The sequence below is a fragment of the Escherichia coli DSM 30083 = JCM 1649 = ATCC 11775 genome (assembly GCF_003697165.2).
GTDB lineage: Bacteria > Pseudomonadota > Gammaproteobacteria > Enterobacterales > Enterobacteriaceae > Escherichia > Escherichia coli.
The window spans coordinates 3,845,518-3,859,619 of the sequence record NZ_CP033092.2 but is presented as its reverse complement, the minus strand read 5'-3'; the positions used below and the strand labels follow the sequence as shown (position 1 = coordinate 3,859,619).

The 14,102-nt window shown below is 46.7% G+C and carries 14 protein-coding genes; 2 read left to right on the top strand and 12 right to left on the bottom strand.

The window, feature by feature from the left end; all coding sequences use genetic code 11:
* The first annotated feature begins 26 nt into the window (after nt 1–26).
* Nucleotides 27–1,256, top strand: coding sequence for a polysaccharide deacetylase family protein (yadE, locus tag EAS44_RS19940; protein WP_000277928.1), 1,230 nt, complete (start codon nt 27–29; stop codon nt 1,254–1,256).
* Between the two features lie 3 nt (nt 1,257–1,259).
* On the opposite strand, the gene panD is transcribed toward yadE, so the two are convergent.
* Nucleotides 1,260–1,640 carry an aspartate 1-decarboxylase gene (panD, locus tag EAS44_RS19935; protein WP_000621515.1) on the bottom strand — a complete coding sequence of 127 codons (381 nt, stop codon included), beginning with the start codon at nt 1,638–1,640 and terminating at the stop codon, nt 1,260–1,262.
* A gap of 273 nt (nt 1,641–1,913) precedes the next feature.
* On the opposite strand from panD, the gene rpnC reads away from it, so the two are divergent.
* Nucleotides 1,914–2,798: a recombination-promoting nuclease RpnC gene (gene rpnC / locus EAS44_RS19930; RefSeq protein ID WP_000339931.1), complete on the top strand. Its 885-nt coding sequence runs from the start codon at nt 1,914–1,916 to the stop codon at nt 2,796–2,798.
* An 81-nt stretch (nt 2,799–2,879) separates the two neighbouring features.
* On the opposite strand, the gene panC is transcribed toward rpnC, so the two are convergent.
* The 11 genes from panC to pcnB all read right to left on the bottom strand — a co-directional run bounded on the left by panC (nt 2,880) and on the right by pcnB (nt 14,087).
* Nucleotides 2,880–3,731 (bottom strand): pantoate--beta-alanine ligase, encoded by an 852-nt coding sequence (gene panC / locus EAS44_RS19925; protein ID WP_000905380.1) that lies wholly within the window; start codon nt 3,729–3,731, stop codon nt 2,880–2,882.
* A gap of 11 nt (nt 3,732–3,742) precedes the next feature.
* Nucleotides 3,743–4,537, bottom strand: a complete 795-nt coding sequence (gene panB / locus EAS44_RS19920) for a 3-methyl-2-oxobutanoate hydroxymethyltransferase (protein WP_000805462.1) — start codon at nt 4,535–4,537, stop codon at nt 3,743–3,745.
* A gap of 111 nt (nt 4,538–4,648) precedes the next feature.
* Nucleotides 4,649–5,914 (bottom strand): fimbrial-like adhesin, encoded by a 1,266-nt coding sequence (locus EAS44_RS19915; RefSeq protein WP_000688328.1) that lies wholly within the window; start codon nt 5,912–5,914, stop codon nt 4,649–4,651.
* A gap of 49 nt (nt 5,915–5,963) precedes the next feature.
* Nucleotides 5,964–6,560 (bottom strand): fimbrial-like protein, encoded by a 597-nt coding sequence (locus EAS44_RS19910; RefSeq protein ID WP_001247917.1) that lies wholly within the window; start codon nt 6,558–6,560, stop codon nt 5,964–5,966.
* A 26-nt stretch (nt 6,561–6,586) separates the two neighbouring features.
* The gene (gene yadL / locus EAS44_RS19905) at nt 6,587–7,195 is read right to left on the bottom strand and encodes a fimbrial-like protein YadL (protein ID WP_001298424.1); all 609 of its coding nucleotides are present in this window, start codon (nt 7,193–7,195) and stop codon (nt 6,587–6,589) included.
* An 11-nt stretch (nt 7,196–7,206) separates the two neighbouring features.
* Nucleotides 7,207–7,773 carry a fimbrial protein gene (locus EAS44_RS19900; protein WP_000591065.1) on the bottom strand — a complete coding sequence of 189 codons (567 nt, stop codon included), beginning with the start codon at nt 7,771–7,773 and terminating at the stop codon, nt 7,207–7,209.
* Nucleotides 7,774–7,789: 16 nt separating this feature from the next.
* Nucleotides 7,790–10,378, bottom strand: a complete 2,589-nt coding sequence (htrE, locus tag EAS44_RS19895; protein ID WP_000153311.1) for an outer membrane usher protein — start codon at nt 10,376–10,378, stop codon at nt 7,790–7,792.
* A 34-nt stretch (nt 10,379–10,412) separates the two neighbouring features.
* Nucleotides 10,413–11,153, bottom strand: a complete 741-nt coding sequence (locus tag EAS44_RS19890; protein WP_000465919.1) for a fimbrial chaperone — start codon at nt 11,151–11,153, stop codon at nt 10,413–10,415.
* 108 nt (nt 11,154–11,261) lie between these two features.
* On the bottom strand, nt 11,262–11,852 hold the full coding sequence (locus tag EAS44_RS19885; protein ID WP_001314434.1) for a fimbrial protein: 591 nt from the start codon (nt 11,850–11,852) through the stop codon (nt 11,262–11,264).
* A 361-nt stretch (nt 11,853–12,213) separates the two neighbouring features.
* The gene (folK, locus tag EAS44_RS19880; protein WP_000215153.1) at nt 12,214–12,693 is read right to left on the bottom strand and encodes a 2-amino-4-hydroxy-6-hydroxymethyldihydropteridine diphosphokinase; all 480 of its coding nucleotides are present in this window, start codon (nt 12,691–12,693) and stop codon (nt 12,214–12,216) included.
* Nucleotides 12,690–14,087, bottom strand: coding sequence for a polynucleotide adenylyltransferase PcnB (pcnB, locus tag EAS44_RS19875; protein ID WP_010723084.1), 1,398 nt, complete (start codon nt 14,085–14,087; stop codon nt 12,690–12,692). Before pcnB ends, folK begins: the two co-directional genes overlap by 4 nt.
* Nucleotides 14,088–14,102 lie beyond the last annotated feature (15 nt).

Genomic DNA, 14,102 nt, shown 5'->3' with positions numbered 1-14,102 from the left:
GTTGTTTCACCCTCGGTTATTTTTTCATGTACAAACAAGCTGTTATTCTCCTGCTGATGCTGTTTACCGCAAGTGTCAGTGCCGCGTTACCTGCCCGTTATATGCAAACCATCGAAAATGCCGCGGTCTGGGCGCAAATTGGCGACAAAATGGTGACGGTAGGGAATATTCGGGCCGGACAAATCATTGCCGTGGAGCCCACTGCCGCAAGTTATTACGTATTTAATTTTGGCTTTGGTAAAGGGTTTATCGATAAAGGCCATCTCGAGCCGGTTCAGGGGCGACAAAAAGTTGAAGATGGTTTGGGTGACCTCAACAAGCCGCTGAGTAATCAGAACTTAATAACCAGGAAAGATACGCCGGTTTATAACGCACCGAGTGTGGGCAGTGCGCCATTTGGAGTACTGGCGGACAATTTGCGCTACCCGATTTTGCATAAACTGAAAGACAGGTTAAATCAAACCTGGTATCAGATCCGTATTGGCGATCGACTGGCCTATATCAGCGCGCTGGATGCCCAACCCGATAATGGCTTGCCGGTGCTAACCTATCACCATATTTTGCGCGACGAAGAAAACACCCGTTTTCGCCATACTTCGACGACCACCTCGGTACGCGCTTTCAATAACCAGATGGCCTGGCTGCGCGACAGGGGATACGCGACACTGAGCATGGCGCAGCTGGAAGGTTACGTGAAGAATAAGATCAATCTCCCTGCGCGAGCGGTGGTAATTACCTTTGATGATGGCCTCAAGTCGGTGAGCCGCTATGCGTATCCTGTGTTGAAACAATATGGTATGAAGGCGACGGCGTTTATTGTTACCTCGCGCATCAAACGTCACCCGCAGAAATGGAACCCAAAATCGCTGCAATTTATGAGCGTTTCTGAACTTAACGAAATTCGCGATGTATTTGATTTCCAGTCACATACTCATTTTTTGCATCGGATAGATGGTTATCGGCGGCCTATATTGCTGAGCCGTAGTGAGCACAATATTCTGTTTGATTTTGCACGTTCACGCCGCGCTCTGGCGCAATTTAATCCACATGTTTTGTATCTTTCTTATCCATTTGGCGGATTTAATGACAAAGCCGTGAAGGCAGCAAAAGAAGCCGGATTTCACCTGGCGGTGACGACCATGAAAGGCAAAGTAAAACCGGGGGATAATCCGTTGTTACTAAAACGACTTTATATCTTAAGAACGGATTCGCTGGAGACGATGTCGCGGCTGGTGAGTAACCAGCCGCAGGGATAACAATCAGGCAACCTGTACCGGAATCGCTTTCGCGGTACGTTTCATTTCGTTGTCGCCTTCAAAATAGGCGACGTTGGGTCGCCAGGTGCGAGCTTCTTCATCTGGCATGGTAACGAAGCTGGCGATGATGACAATATCGCCGACGCTGGCGCAGTGGGCCGCCGCACCGTTAACAGAAATAATTCTCGAACCGCGTTCTGCCGCGATGGCATAGGTGGAGAAACGCTTGCCGTTGGTGACATTCCAGATATCAATGGCTTCGTTTTCGAGAATACCGGCTGCGTCAAGAAAATCCTGATCAATGGCGCAAGAACCTTCATAGTGCAGGTCCGCATGAGTCACTTTCACGCGGTGGAGTTTGCCCTGCAGCATCGTGCGAATCATAACTTCTACCTTTCTACCCTGTCGTTAACGAAGCAGGCGATGCCTGCTTTGAGGAAATTCTCACGCAGTATTGCCCGATTTTTGTTGAGTGTCTACTCATCTGACGGCATTTGCAGCAGCAGTTTGCGTACCGTGCCGAAGCGTGCCATGTAACGCCTGTAACCAATTGAAATTTATCTGAACGCTGCTCGGTAAACACTAAAGAGGCGGCTGACGACGGCACACCATGACTGGATACTGCCTTCACGCAAGACCACACGGAAGGCAGGGAAGATGGATGCACCGAGTACCACACCGCATGATGCGGTGTTTAAACAATTTTTAATGCATGCGGAAACGGCTCGCGACTTTCTGGATATCCATTTGCCAGCGGAGCTACGCGAACTGTGTGACCTCGACACGCTGCATCTTGAGTCGGGGAGTTTTATTGAAGAAAGCCTGAAAGGGCACAGCACTGACGTGCTCTATTCCGTACAGATGCAGGGTAGTACGGGTTATCTGCATGTTGTGATTGAACACCAAAGCAAGCCAGATAAGAAAATGGCCTTTCGCATGATGCGTTATTCTATTGCTGCCATGCACCGGCATCTGGAGGCTGATCACGATAAGCTGCCGCTGGTGGTGCCAATTCTGTTTTATCAGGGCGAGGCCACACCTTATCCGCTATCAATGTGCTGGTTTGATATGTTTTACTCACCGGAACTGGCGCGACGCGTCTATAACAGTCCTTTCCCGCTGGTGGATATCACTATCACACCGGATGACGAAATCATGCAACATCGGCGGATTGCGATTCTCGAACTGCTGCAAAAACATATTCGCCAGCGCGACTTAATGTTATTGCTGGAGCAACTGGTCACGCTGATTGACGAAGGGTACACTAGCGGAAGTCAGTTAGTTGCCATGCAAAACTATATGCTGCAACGCGGTCATACTGAACAAGCGGATTTGTTTTATGGTGTGGTGAGAGACAGGGAAACGGGAGGGGAGTCTATGATGACGCTGGCGCAGTGGTTTGAAGAGAAGGGGATTCAGCAGGGAAGACAGGAAGTAAGTCAGGAATTCGCCCTGCGTCTTCTGAGTAAAGGAATGTCTCGGGAAGACGTTGCAGAGATGGCAAATTTACCTCTTGCTGAGATTGATAAAATGATTAACTAAGTTGTCTGCATTATGAATAATTGCCTACAGATAACGTGGCAATGAATAACTGGCGCCATCAGCCGTAGCGCCAGTTAAGCATTACGCCAGTTCGACCAGTTTGTTGTCGATCAGGCGAGCATCGCCAAGCCAGGCGGCTACCAGAATCACTGCGCGTTTGCTGTTTTCAGAGACTTCCAGCAATGTGTCGGCATCACGAATCTGAATATCATCGGAACGGAAACCTTTTTCATTCAGTTCTTGCCCGGCAATAGCAATAATTTCATCGAGATCCCGTTCGCCAGCCTGCAATTTGTCGGCAATTGAACTTAAAACCTTGTACAGACCGGGCGCAATTTTGCGTTGTTCCGCCGTCAGATAACCGTTACGGGAACTCAGCGCCAGACCGTCTTTCGCACGCATAATCGGTACGCCGACAATCTCAATATCGAAGCCCATATCAGCAACCATTTTGCGGATCAGCGCCAGTTGCTGAAAATCTTTTTCACCGAAGCAAGCGATATCTGGCTGGACCAGGTTGAACAGCTTGCTGACGATAGTCGACACGCCGCGAAAATGTCCCGGACGGCTGGCACCTTCCAGCATGGTGGAAAGACCGGGAACATCAACATAGGTGTGGGTTTCAGTACCGTTCGGGTAGATCTCTTTTACCGAAGGCGCGAAAACTAAATCCACTTTACGTTTGTTCAGCTTTTCGCAGTCCTCTTGCAAGGTCCGTGGATAACGTGCCAGATCTTCCGGGCGGTCAAACTGCATTGGGTTAACGAAAATACTGACGACGACCACATCGGCGCGGGCTTTGGCTTCGTCGACCAGCTTCATATGGCCGTCGTGCAGGTTACCCATGGTGGGCACCAGCGCCACGCGCTTACCTTCCATACGCAGGCGGCGGATTTGCTGACGCAGCAGCGGCAGGGTTTCGATAATTAACACAACGTCACTCCTTAATGGAAACTGTGTTCTTCGCCCGGGTAAACGCCGGACTCCACTTCAGCCATATACTGCCGCACAGCCGCGCGGATGTCGCCCGTTTCGGCGAGGAAATTTTTGGCAAATTTAGGGATATGACCGCCAGTAATGCCGAACGCATCGTGCATCACGAGGATCTGTCCATCGGTAACGTTGCCTGCGCCAATACCGATAACCGGGATCGCCAGTGCTTCGGTAATGCGTTTTGCCAGTTCAACCGGCACGCACTCCAGTACCAGCAGTTGTGCCCCAGCAGCTTCTAAGGCTAATGCATCGCTGAGCAGTCGATCGCCCGCTTCATCGCCGCGCCCCTGGACTTTGTAGCCACCGAAAATATTCACTGACTGTGGGGTTAGGCCTAAATGACCACAAACTGGAACGGCACGTTCGGTCAGCATTTGTACGGTTTCTACCAGCCACTCGCCGCCTTCAATTTTGACCATGTTGGCCCCAGCACGCATGACAGTCGCGGCGTTTTCAAAGGCTTGTTCCGGCGTGGCATACGCCATAAATGGCAGGTCAGCCAGCAGAAGGCAGTTTGGCGCGCCGCGACGCACAGCGGCGGTGTGATAGGCGATATCGGCAACGGTAACCGGTAGCGTGGAGTCATGCCCCTGAACCGTCATGCCCAGTGAATCGCCGACCAGCATGACGTTAAGTCCTTCTTCGGCAAACAGTTTTGCGAAGCTGTAGTCGTAAGCGGTGATGGTTGCGAAACGTTTTTTGTCCTGCTTGCATTTCTGCAATGAAGCAATCGTGGTTGGTTTCATAGCGTATCCTGATAAATGATGTTGTGCTGTCTCGCATTTTATCAGTCACATTGGTGGGGGCAATGATTTATCCGTATCGCACCGCCGTTGTCTGGCGGTGCGATAGTGTTATCAGGGGTAGGTAACCTGAAAAGTGCTGGTGGCTTTAAAATCCCCCGGTTCTATAGCAATATTACCGTCTTGTTTTAATGTAGCCTGGAAATGAAGAGGTTGTGAGGTACCGTTTCCTTTATCCGGGTAAATTCCTCCGGTAGTGTCATCTTCTGTTTCATAATCTTTATAAATAGACGTTGCATCATTTGGTTTCAGTACCATTTGTGCACTTTTAGTGTTTTTTAAACCTTCAATCAGTACACCAACGCCTTTTGCTGCGTCATTTCCTGTGAGTGTGTTAGCCAGAAGTTCTTTGCTTACACTACCCACCTTGTTTGACTTGAGTTTTGTTTCTATATTGCGAACACGAATACAGTTCTGTAGCGTGATATCAAAAGGAACCGCTGTTGCGCCATTTTTTATTTGCGCTGGGGTATAATCACCCATTTTAACCGTTGAACCACTTACCGATGAGCCACTAAGCGCCGCAGTAAAACAGGTAGGGTTTGTTAATACGATATCTGTCAGGTCAAAGTCTATTTTAAGAAAATAGCTGTAGTCATTGATACCAATGCCAGCACCATATGCTTTGAATGAGTAGAGGTAATTATCTGTTCTGGATAATGTTACCCGTTGATTCGTTGTCGGGTTAAAGTCGGTATCGGTATAAAATTCAATCGTGAGCGTTTGCATAACGCCGCCAACGGCCCAATATTTATTTTTTGTATTCGCATTGTTGCAAGACCAATATAGTGTTTGCTCGCTTTCGCCACGCCAGTTAAAAGATTGGCTCGTAGAATCGCCAATATACATGCCTGATGGGTTGATATCAGTATATGTATATGTTGACCAAATGTTTGATATTGCTAACGTGTAATACAGGCCTGGAACAGATGTCTTAAAGAGTTTATGTCCGCCATAACTTTTACCGGAATCAACCATTTTATTTTCAATATGCATTGGCCCGCCGCTTGTGCTACCACTCCTGTTACAGTAAAGGAAACCTCCACCTGAAGCGGAATCTAACTGCGCCCATTTTAATGACACCCCGGTTGGGCCAAGTTGGGTTGGTTTATAAAAAACTAAATTATTGGTGACTGAGCCATACCGGAATTTGACGGTAACATCTCCATTAGGACCTGTCTCTCGCCATTTTTGGCCTGATGGACCAACACCGTAATTATTCCCAACAACATAGCCGACGTGATCATCGGTACCGGCACTTGCTATATAACAACAAGAGCACAGTGCTAAAAAAAGAAAGTATCTGAAGAATATCTTCATTTTTACTCCATTGTCATGCTGCAAGATAATGCTTGCAGCACTTTGTCTGTTATTCGTAGTAAATATCCACTAACACATGGCTTATCAGTGGGCCAGAGGTGACATTCAGCGCTGGATCGATTTTTTGCATTCGGGTGCTAAATTTCCAGGATGAATTATTTAGTGCTGATGACATGACCGGATAAACGGAACGTGAGCTACCAGTGGCACTAAGAACGTTGAAGGTATTTGCCGGGTCCTGAATAGAAAATATAACTACCCCAACATTTTTAGCCCCGGCGTTGTCTTCATTAGCGAATATTTGACTGGAACCTGTCGCCATTACGCCACTGAGTGCGCGAAAATTAATATGTAACTGATTTAACACATTCCCTGTGCCCTGAAGTGTGCAGTCCTGTACTGTAATAGTGAACTCTTTTCCACCGGGGTGATAATTTTCGGCTGAAATGTTTCCGGTAAAATCGCCCACGCCAACGACACCTAAATCAATATTTCCGTTGTTGCTGATTCCACTTTGGCAGGTGTTATTTTTTATATTTGCAACAATGTCAACATCCTGTCCTGCAACCACAGGGGAAGTGGCGCTGAATAGCAACGACAGAAGCAGAATTGATTTTTTCATCAGATTACGTTGAGTGGGACGCATATTTAGTTCCTGAATCAGTCTGCCTGTTAGTTATAAGTCACGGTGAATGTTGCCGGGGCAGTGAAATCACCCGCAGTGACATTTGTGACAGTTTTATCTTTTGCGACCACCAACACCGCACTCATTGGGTAATCGACAACATTGCTGCCCGTCGCATTAGCAATACTGACTTCTTCTGTTGCGGGGGTGACACAACTGAATTGTTTAGCGCCGTTCTTACCTGGTGTGGATGTGCTCCAGACCTCAACGGCGACCGCCGCTGCTTTTGCTGTTGCCGTTGATGCGTTAGCAAATCCAGGACCATTATTAGAATTACCTTCACATAATGCTCGTGTAGTCAATTTTATTTTGGCCTTTTTCCCGGGAATCCCCGCACAGTCTTTGAACTGTAATTTGAAGGTTTTAATTTTAGTTTCGGCATTAATTTCAGAAATATATACATCACCGAAATTGATGGTGGAAATTTTAGTTGTACCGTCATCAGTCAACGTTGATGTACAGGTACCCATTTCTACGTCAGTAGTAACAGTCAGGCCAATACTGTCAGTGGCCGCATGTGAGGAAATGGTTAACAGTGATGAAGCCAGAAATAGACTACCCGATAATCCATAACATAATTTTTTTAATATCATCATTGTCATCCTTGTTATTGATAGCTGAAGTTAAAAGTTGCCAGTGCGCGAAACTTGCCTGGAACACCTTTCCCTACACTTGTTTCACGCAGTGCGACAGTCATCTCAAGTCCATCGGTGCTAATTTCTGATGCACTCCAACGTATATATTCTGCGCTATTAGGTTTCAGAAATGTATCGCCTGAAGTCGCCTTCCTTTTAAATCCCATTCCGATATAGCTTGTGGTGGAGGTTGTATCACTGGCCAGGGGGATAATTAGCGCGGGTGAACTTCCTGATTGATTTCCTGTCAGGGTTGTATCAATCCAGCTAATTCCACTGCTGCATCCATTGGCTACCAATTTAAAGTTGGCTTCAGATTGTGCTGTTTTATTGGCTATTTTATCCATTCCCATCGAGGGAATAACTAAGGTGTACTTATCTTTTCCATTATCAGTGACATTAGTTCCGGTAAGTGTAATATTACAGGTTGTTGCTTTCACGGTAGCGGTAAAATCGACATTAACATCCGTTGCAAATACCGAAGGCGATAACAATAGTCCCATGAGTATTGTTATTTTATGTGGTGTGATTTTTATCATTGGAAGTCCCTTGTGGTTACTGTATCTGACAACGAAGTCCGTTCAGAATAATAGATTGTGCTATTTTTTCTGATGTCGTGTTTTGTTGATAATGAGCAAAACAACTGACCGGTTTGCCCTCTTCAATCCAGGTAATTCGTATATTTCCTTCCTGCCCGATACCGCGAACAAAGGCCTGACCACCCTGACCTACGTTGCCGATGATATTGTTTTGTTCATCATAAATATCCGCTGCAAATGGAATATTTTTACCATCGCTTCGCACGATGTTCATAATTGCCGATTGTCCCTGAACTGTTTCAAAATCAGCAAAGACGACGGCTCCCTGGCGCGGGACGGCGACAGTACTGGTGCTTTTCAATTCAACATCGTTTTCCAGATCGTTAATGTCCAGTGCGATACGATTTTCATGGTATGGCGAAAGGGCGCTGGTCACACCATAACCCCAGCGGTCTACGGTGCTGTTTCCGTAGTTAATACGAGCGCCTTTTGCTCCTGGCGCCTGAATGACAGCCAGAGTGTCGGAATCACTAAAACTGTCATTACTGAACGTCAGCCCGCCGCTATGTAACACAAATCCACCATCAGTATTGAGTGAGAATTGGCGACTATTATCACTGCTTGCTGAGGCTGAACCTGACAGCGTTCCCCACGGCGATTCATAACTGGCATAACCGCCGATATAACTCAAATCATCACTGGATTTATTCATCATATAACCCGTGTTTACGCTGTAGCTGATGCGATTGGTATCGCTGTAACCACTACTGCTGATATTGAGTTGGTTATTACCCTTAAAGTCGCTGTTTAATTGTGTATCAATACTCTGGAAGCCGGAGCTGCGGTGTTCCGTACCCAGTAAATTTTCTATTGGAATTGTGAAGCTGAGATAAATGCTATCGTCGGTTTGACCATCTTCATTCAACGAACGTTGAGCACTGATACTGTAACTGCCCCAGGACGCACTATTGCTATAACCAATAGAGTAATTAGTACTGTTTTGCCCGGAGGCCCAGTAATCTGACCAGCTTCCAGAGAGATAAAATGAACCGTAATCCTTTTTCTCAAATTTCAGCGGTTGGTTGATACTGACCGTGACCTGATTTTTCATGCGCGAGTAATTGCGCATGGATTTAGGCTCAAGATCTTGCTCAGGATGTTCTACTTCATCAATCAGCGTCAGCGCATCATTGAGGCCCAGATAATGCTGGGTGGAGTAGCGATAGGCCGCGATATTTAATGATGTACTGGTATTTTCAAATAACTTGTTCCAGGAAATACGGTAGCTTTGTCCTTGATAGGTTTTATCGTCCGGAATGCTGACATTTGAGTGAGTAACATCGACAGAAAAAGCCCCCACGGGGGTATTCATACCAAGCCCCAGCAATCCGGCGGTATAGTTATTATCGGTTAGCTGAATACCGGTATATCCTGTCAGGTAGTTATTCAAACCATAGTAGTAGCTGGCTTGAAATAAATTAGGCTCATCCTGGATACTGTCTTTTAAAACCTGACCGGCGCTAATATCCCAGCGACCAACGCCAGGGCGCAGCATTTGCACAACAGATGAAAATGGCTGGGAGAACGTCCGTTTTGTGCCATCAGCTTCTTCGATAGTCACAATGAGATCGCTGCCATAACCTGACGGGCTAAGATCGTCAATGGCAAAAGCCCCTGGCGGCACCGTCGTTTCATAGATCTTATAACCATTTTGCATAACGGTTACTTTGGCATTGGTATTCGCTACGCCATGAATGATTGGCGCAAAACTGGCTAATACCGGAGGCAGCATTCGACTGTCACTGTATAAGCGAATACCGCGAATTCTGACTGAATCGAAGGTCTCGCCGGTCGTGTAAGATTCACCAATAACCAGTTGTGAACGTAGTGACGCAAGATCGCGTTGTAAATAGCGATTCTGAAAATCGTAATCGCTATGGACATTGGTCATCCAGTTGTAGTTACCTGAGGCACGTAACCGCCACGCGCCTAAGTTTATCCCACCGTTGAATGCCGCGTAGATACTGTCATTTGTTCTGCCTGGACTTTCACTGTGATATCCATTGAGGTTGTAGGAAAGCATGGCTGCATTAATGCCATTTTCCCACAAAGAGGGATCAACATAGTTTTGATAATTCTTCATAATCCATGCCTGGGGGACATCGATATCTAGGCGTTGATCGTTAACATCGTAACGAATGGATGATTGAGGGATCATTTCAGCCAGATTGAGGCAATCACCAAGATCGTCGTCTCGCTTAAGCAAAATGGCTTTTTCGCTATTCTTGTCTGGTGAACTGATATGAAATTGCAATAAATTTTTCTGCGTAATGCAGGCCTGAGCGTTCTTTTTACCTTCAATAACAGCAAAAGCAATGCTTTGGCTCATGATGGGTTGATCGTTAACATACACACTGACATCGTAAATGCCAGGTAGTGTGGGATTGCCTTCTGTATACCGACTAAGGTCGATATTTGAAGCATCCTTTCCCATCAGAAATGTATGGTCATATTCGACGAGTTCAGCGCATAAAGCACTATTGCTATACAGCAGAGCGCAAAACGTGGCGATGTGGGTAAGGTGATTAGTAGATTTAATAGTCACGTTCTGCTTCCTGCTGTGTTATATCCTTGCCAGATTAAAGGTTGGCGTTGCCTTCAATAGATCCACCAAAATCATTAATGGCGAAAAAATGCACTTTTGCAGAGCTTGTTCTGCCACTCATCCCATTTACCTTGATGACGTCGTTACTGAACGGCGCAATCATTGTCATATCCAGGGGATAGCGTTTGCCGTTGGCTTCTAAATCACCACTGCTAAAAGAGACATAGTAGGGCGTAGGGTTATCAACGCGTAATGCTGCTTTGCCTTCAGATGTTGCCCAGGACCACTTCAGAGCCAATGGTGCATCAGATGAAATTCCACTCAATCCTTCCGGGCGATAGAACAGTTTTATACGTGTGCGAAATGCCAGTTGTAGCAGGCTTTGATTTGCTGCTTTTGCTGCATCGGGTTTTGGTGGAACTTCCAGTACGTTAAACCAGAACACACTTTCTCTGTCTTTTGGCAGAGCACTACTGGCGGTGTACATCAGTTTGATTGTTTGGCCACGTTTAGCATCAATACGTGATACTGGTGGCGTAGCGGTAAAGGGGACAGTAATACTGCCTGGTTCAGCGTTATCATCTCCAGTATCTAACCAACTCTGAACCAGCAATGGGTTATTGCCTTTATTTTCCAGACGTACATTGACGCTTTTTTGTTCGCTTTTATAAACTACGCGTGTACCTGAAATTACGATGTCTGCAATAGCTGATGAGCTAAAAGCCATACAGCTCGCTAAGCACAATGCTGCGGTATGTTTAGTATTAAAAAACATAAACCATTCCTTACAGAATTAATTAAAACAGGGAATAATTATCAAAAGTAAAAATATTTGATGTTATTCCCTGTATATATTCACCCGATCAATTTAAGCGGTTGATATTTACTGGTAAGTAATGGTATATGCTGAGTTGGTTTTTACATAACCGGCAGTAGCTGCTTTGCTTGCATCCGCACGAACATAGGATGCTTTAAAATCGTAGGTTGCAGATTTAGACGTTGAATCCAGAGTTTTGCTGTAAACATCACCCGGATTATTGACCTGAACCTGTTTAATAGTAGAACCTTCAATATTGTGCAGAGCGATATTTACGCCGTCAGACGGGGTGTTAATAGACATGTCGTTGTTCAGTGTTCCTTTGCTGTTACCAAAGAAAACAGAACCGAAGGTCATTTTTGCAGTAGTACCCGGAGCCGGGTTAGCTTTGCTGCAGTCAATAGTAATGCTGAATGGTTTAGCTTTAGCACCTACAGTGGTATCCAGTACACCATCAGTAATTTCAGCAACAGTAGCGGTTTGCAGCAGGATCAGACCGTCTTTGTTACCGCCATCAACACGAGCTTCACAAGTGTTATCAACGACCAGACCGCTAATATTTAATTGACCGCCGTCCATATCGTTAGCAGCAAATGCAGTACCAGCAGCCATTGCCAACATAATACCGGACAGCGCAAAACCTAATTTTTTAGACATAAAAATCCTTGAGTAATATTCCATAAAGCAGATAACAGCATTGCATGATGATGAGATTTTGATGCAATGCCATGTAACTGAACGTTACTTTGTTAATGATGTTTGTTTGTTTTTTACTAAGTATTACATTCATTCATCATTGGGACAGCTATTTTGCATAATGCCATGACATATGCAATTTAATTTTACTAAATATGAAAATTAGTAAAATTAACTTTAAAAAATTAAGGGGGTGGTGTATGGAATTAGAACTTCAGGAAGGTATATTATATTTCTGTGCTTTTATTTATCTTAAATATATTATTATTTGCAATAGCTCGAGATTATTTTCGGAATATATTTATATTCATGCAAAAAATAATTACCACTTATCTAATTCATTAAAGCCTTTTGCCTGTAGAGCTTCAACTAATGATAAGCCATCAGGAAATACCAATTCCGGCGCAATTTCAAACAGTGGCCACAGCATAAAGCCGCGATTTTTCATATCGTAGTGCGGAACGGTCAGACGTTCGGTATTTATTACTTCATTACCAAACAGCATGATGTCGAGATCCAGCGTGCGCGGTCCCCAGCGTTCAGCTTTACGGACGCGACCTTGCTGCAATTCGATACGCTGTGTGTGATTGAGTAGCCCTTCAGGGGCAAGAGTGGTTTTCAGCGCGACGGCGGCATTTAAGTAATCGGGTTGATCTTGCGGCCCCAGCGGTGGGGTGCGGTAAAACGAAGAAACAGCAAGAATGCGGCTTTCTGGAATATCGCCTAATGCTTTCAGGGCAGCATTGACCTGCTCCAGCGGAGAGGCCAGATTGCTGCCTATGGCAATATACGCCACTGTCATGCGGTACCCTCACGACGCGGTGCGCGTTTGCGTGGACGACGAGTACGACGACGCGGTGACGGTTCTTCATCCAGTTCGTTAAGCATCCCTTTTTGGTCTGGTGGCGCGGAAACCTGGAACTCACCCCACCATTTCACCAGACGTTGCAGTTCAGCGTTACGCTCAACTTCGGCTCGTAAGGCCAACAGGTCGTATGCCGCACGGAACTTAGGATGCTCCAGCAGTTTCCATGCGCGTTTACCCTGACGACGGGACATACGCAACTGCAACTGCCAGATATCGCGGGTTAGCGTGGTCAGCCGTTTCGGGATCGCCAGTGAACGGCAGGCTTCGTCCAGCACGTCGTTCATCGCCAGTGCGAAAGCGTCGTGATAGGTCAGGCCGCTTTCCTGGGCGATCTTCTGTGCCGTCTCCAGCAATGGGTACCAGAACATGGCGGCAAACAGGAACGCCGGGTTCACGCGCATATCGTTATGGATACGCGTATCGGTATTCTTCAGTACCTGCTCAATAATGCGTTCCATCGGGCTGTCGCCATTTTCCGTGAAGTAGCGGGTAATGGTCGGGAACAGCGGCTGGAACAGATGATATTCACACAGCAGCTTATAGGTTTCGTAACCGTAGCCCGCTTGTAGCAGTTTAAGCGATTCTTCAAACAGGCGTGCCGGTGGGATATCGTTCAGCAGGGTAGCGAGGCGAGGGATCGGTTCTGCGGTTTCCGGGCTGATGCGCATGCCCAATTTGGCGGCAAAACGAACCGCGCGGAGCATCCGTACCGGATCTTCACGGTAGCGCGTTTCCGGGTTACCAATCAGACGGATAACGCCGTCTTTCAGATCCTTCATGCCGCCAACGTAATCACGGACGGTAAAATCTGCCACGCTGTAATACAGGCTGTTGATAGTGAAATCGCGGCGCTGGGCGTCTTCTTCGATGGAGCCGAAAATGTTGTCGCGCAGCAACATACCGTTTTGCCCGCGTTGGGAGGTCGTGCGGTCGCTGACGTTACCTTCGTGATGTCCACGGAAGGTCGCAACTTCGATAATCTCCGGGCCAAACATCACATGAGCCAGACGGAAACGGCGACCCACCAGGCGGCAATTACGGAACAGTTTGCGCACCTGCTCTGGCGTGGCGTTGGTGGTCACGTCAAAATCTTTCGGCTTTTTGCCAAGTAACAGGTCGCGCACGCCGCCGCCAACCAGCCAGGCTTCGTATCCCGCTTTATTGAGCCTGTACATTACCTTCAGGGCATTTTCACTGATATCTTTGCGGGAAATAGCATGCTGCTCACGCGGGATCACCGTCACCTGTGGACGGGCGACTGCCTGTTCAGCCTCGCTTTCCTCGCGGCTTAGCACCTTGCGGCAAAAATTAGCGACTCGGGTAAAAATAGTACACCTCGGTAG

Bases quoted from the DNA above. Each gene is read 5' to 3' on its own strand.
- EAS44_RS19900 (WP_000591065.1), bottom strand. From the start codon at position 7,773: ATGATAAAAATCACACCACATAAAATAACAATACTCATGGGACTATTG.
- EAS44_RS19910 (WP_001247917.1), bottom strand. From the start codon at position 6,560: ATGCGTCCCACTCAACGTAATCTGATGAAAAAATCAATTCTGCTTCTG.
- EAS44_RS19885 (WP_001314434.1), bottom strand. From the start codon at position 11,852: ATGTCTAAAAAATTAGGTTTTGCGCTGTCCGGTATTATGTTGGCAATG.
- yadE (WP_000277928.1), top strand. From the start codon at position 27: ATGTACAAACAAGCTGTTATTCTCCTGCTGATGCTGTTTACCGCAAGT.
- rpnC (WP_000339931.1), top strand. From the start codon at position 1,914: ATGGATGCACCGAGTACCACACCGCATGATGCGGTGTTTAAACAATTT.
- yadL (WP_001298424.1), bottom strand. From the start codon at position 7,195: ATGATGATATTAAAAAAATTATGTTATGGATTATCGGGTAGTCTATTT.
- panB (WP_000805462.1), bottom strand. From the start codon at position 4,537: ATGAAACCAACCACGATTGCTTCATTGCAGAAATGCAAGCAGGACAAA.
- EAS44_RS19890 (WP_000465919.1), bottom strand. From the start codon at position 11,153: ATGTTTTTTAATACTAAACATACCGCAGCATTGTGCTTAGCGAGCTGT.
- panD (WP_000621515.1), bottom strand. From the start codon at position 1,640: ATGATTCGCACGATGCTGCAGGGCAAACTCCACCGCGTGAAAGTGACT.
- EAS44_RS19915 (WP_000688328.1), bottom strand. From the start codon at position 5,914: ATGAAGATATTCTTCAGATACTTTCTTTTTTTAGCACTGTGCTCTTGT.
- folK (WP_000215153.1), bottom strand. From the start codon at position 12,693: ATGACAGTGGCGTATATTGCCATAGGCAGCAATCTGGCCTCTCCGCTG.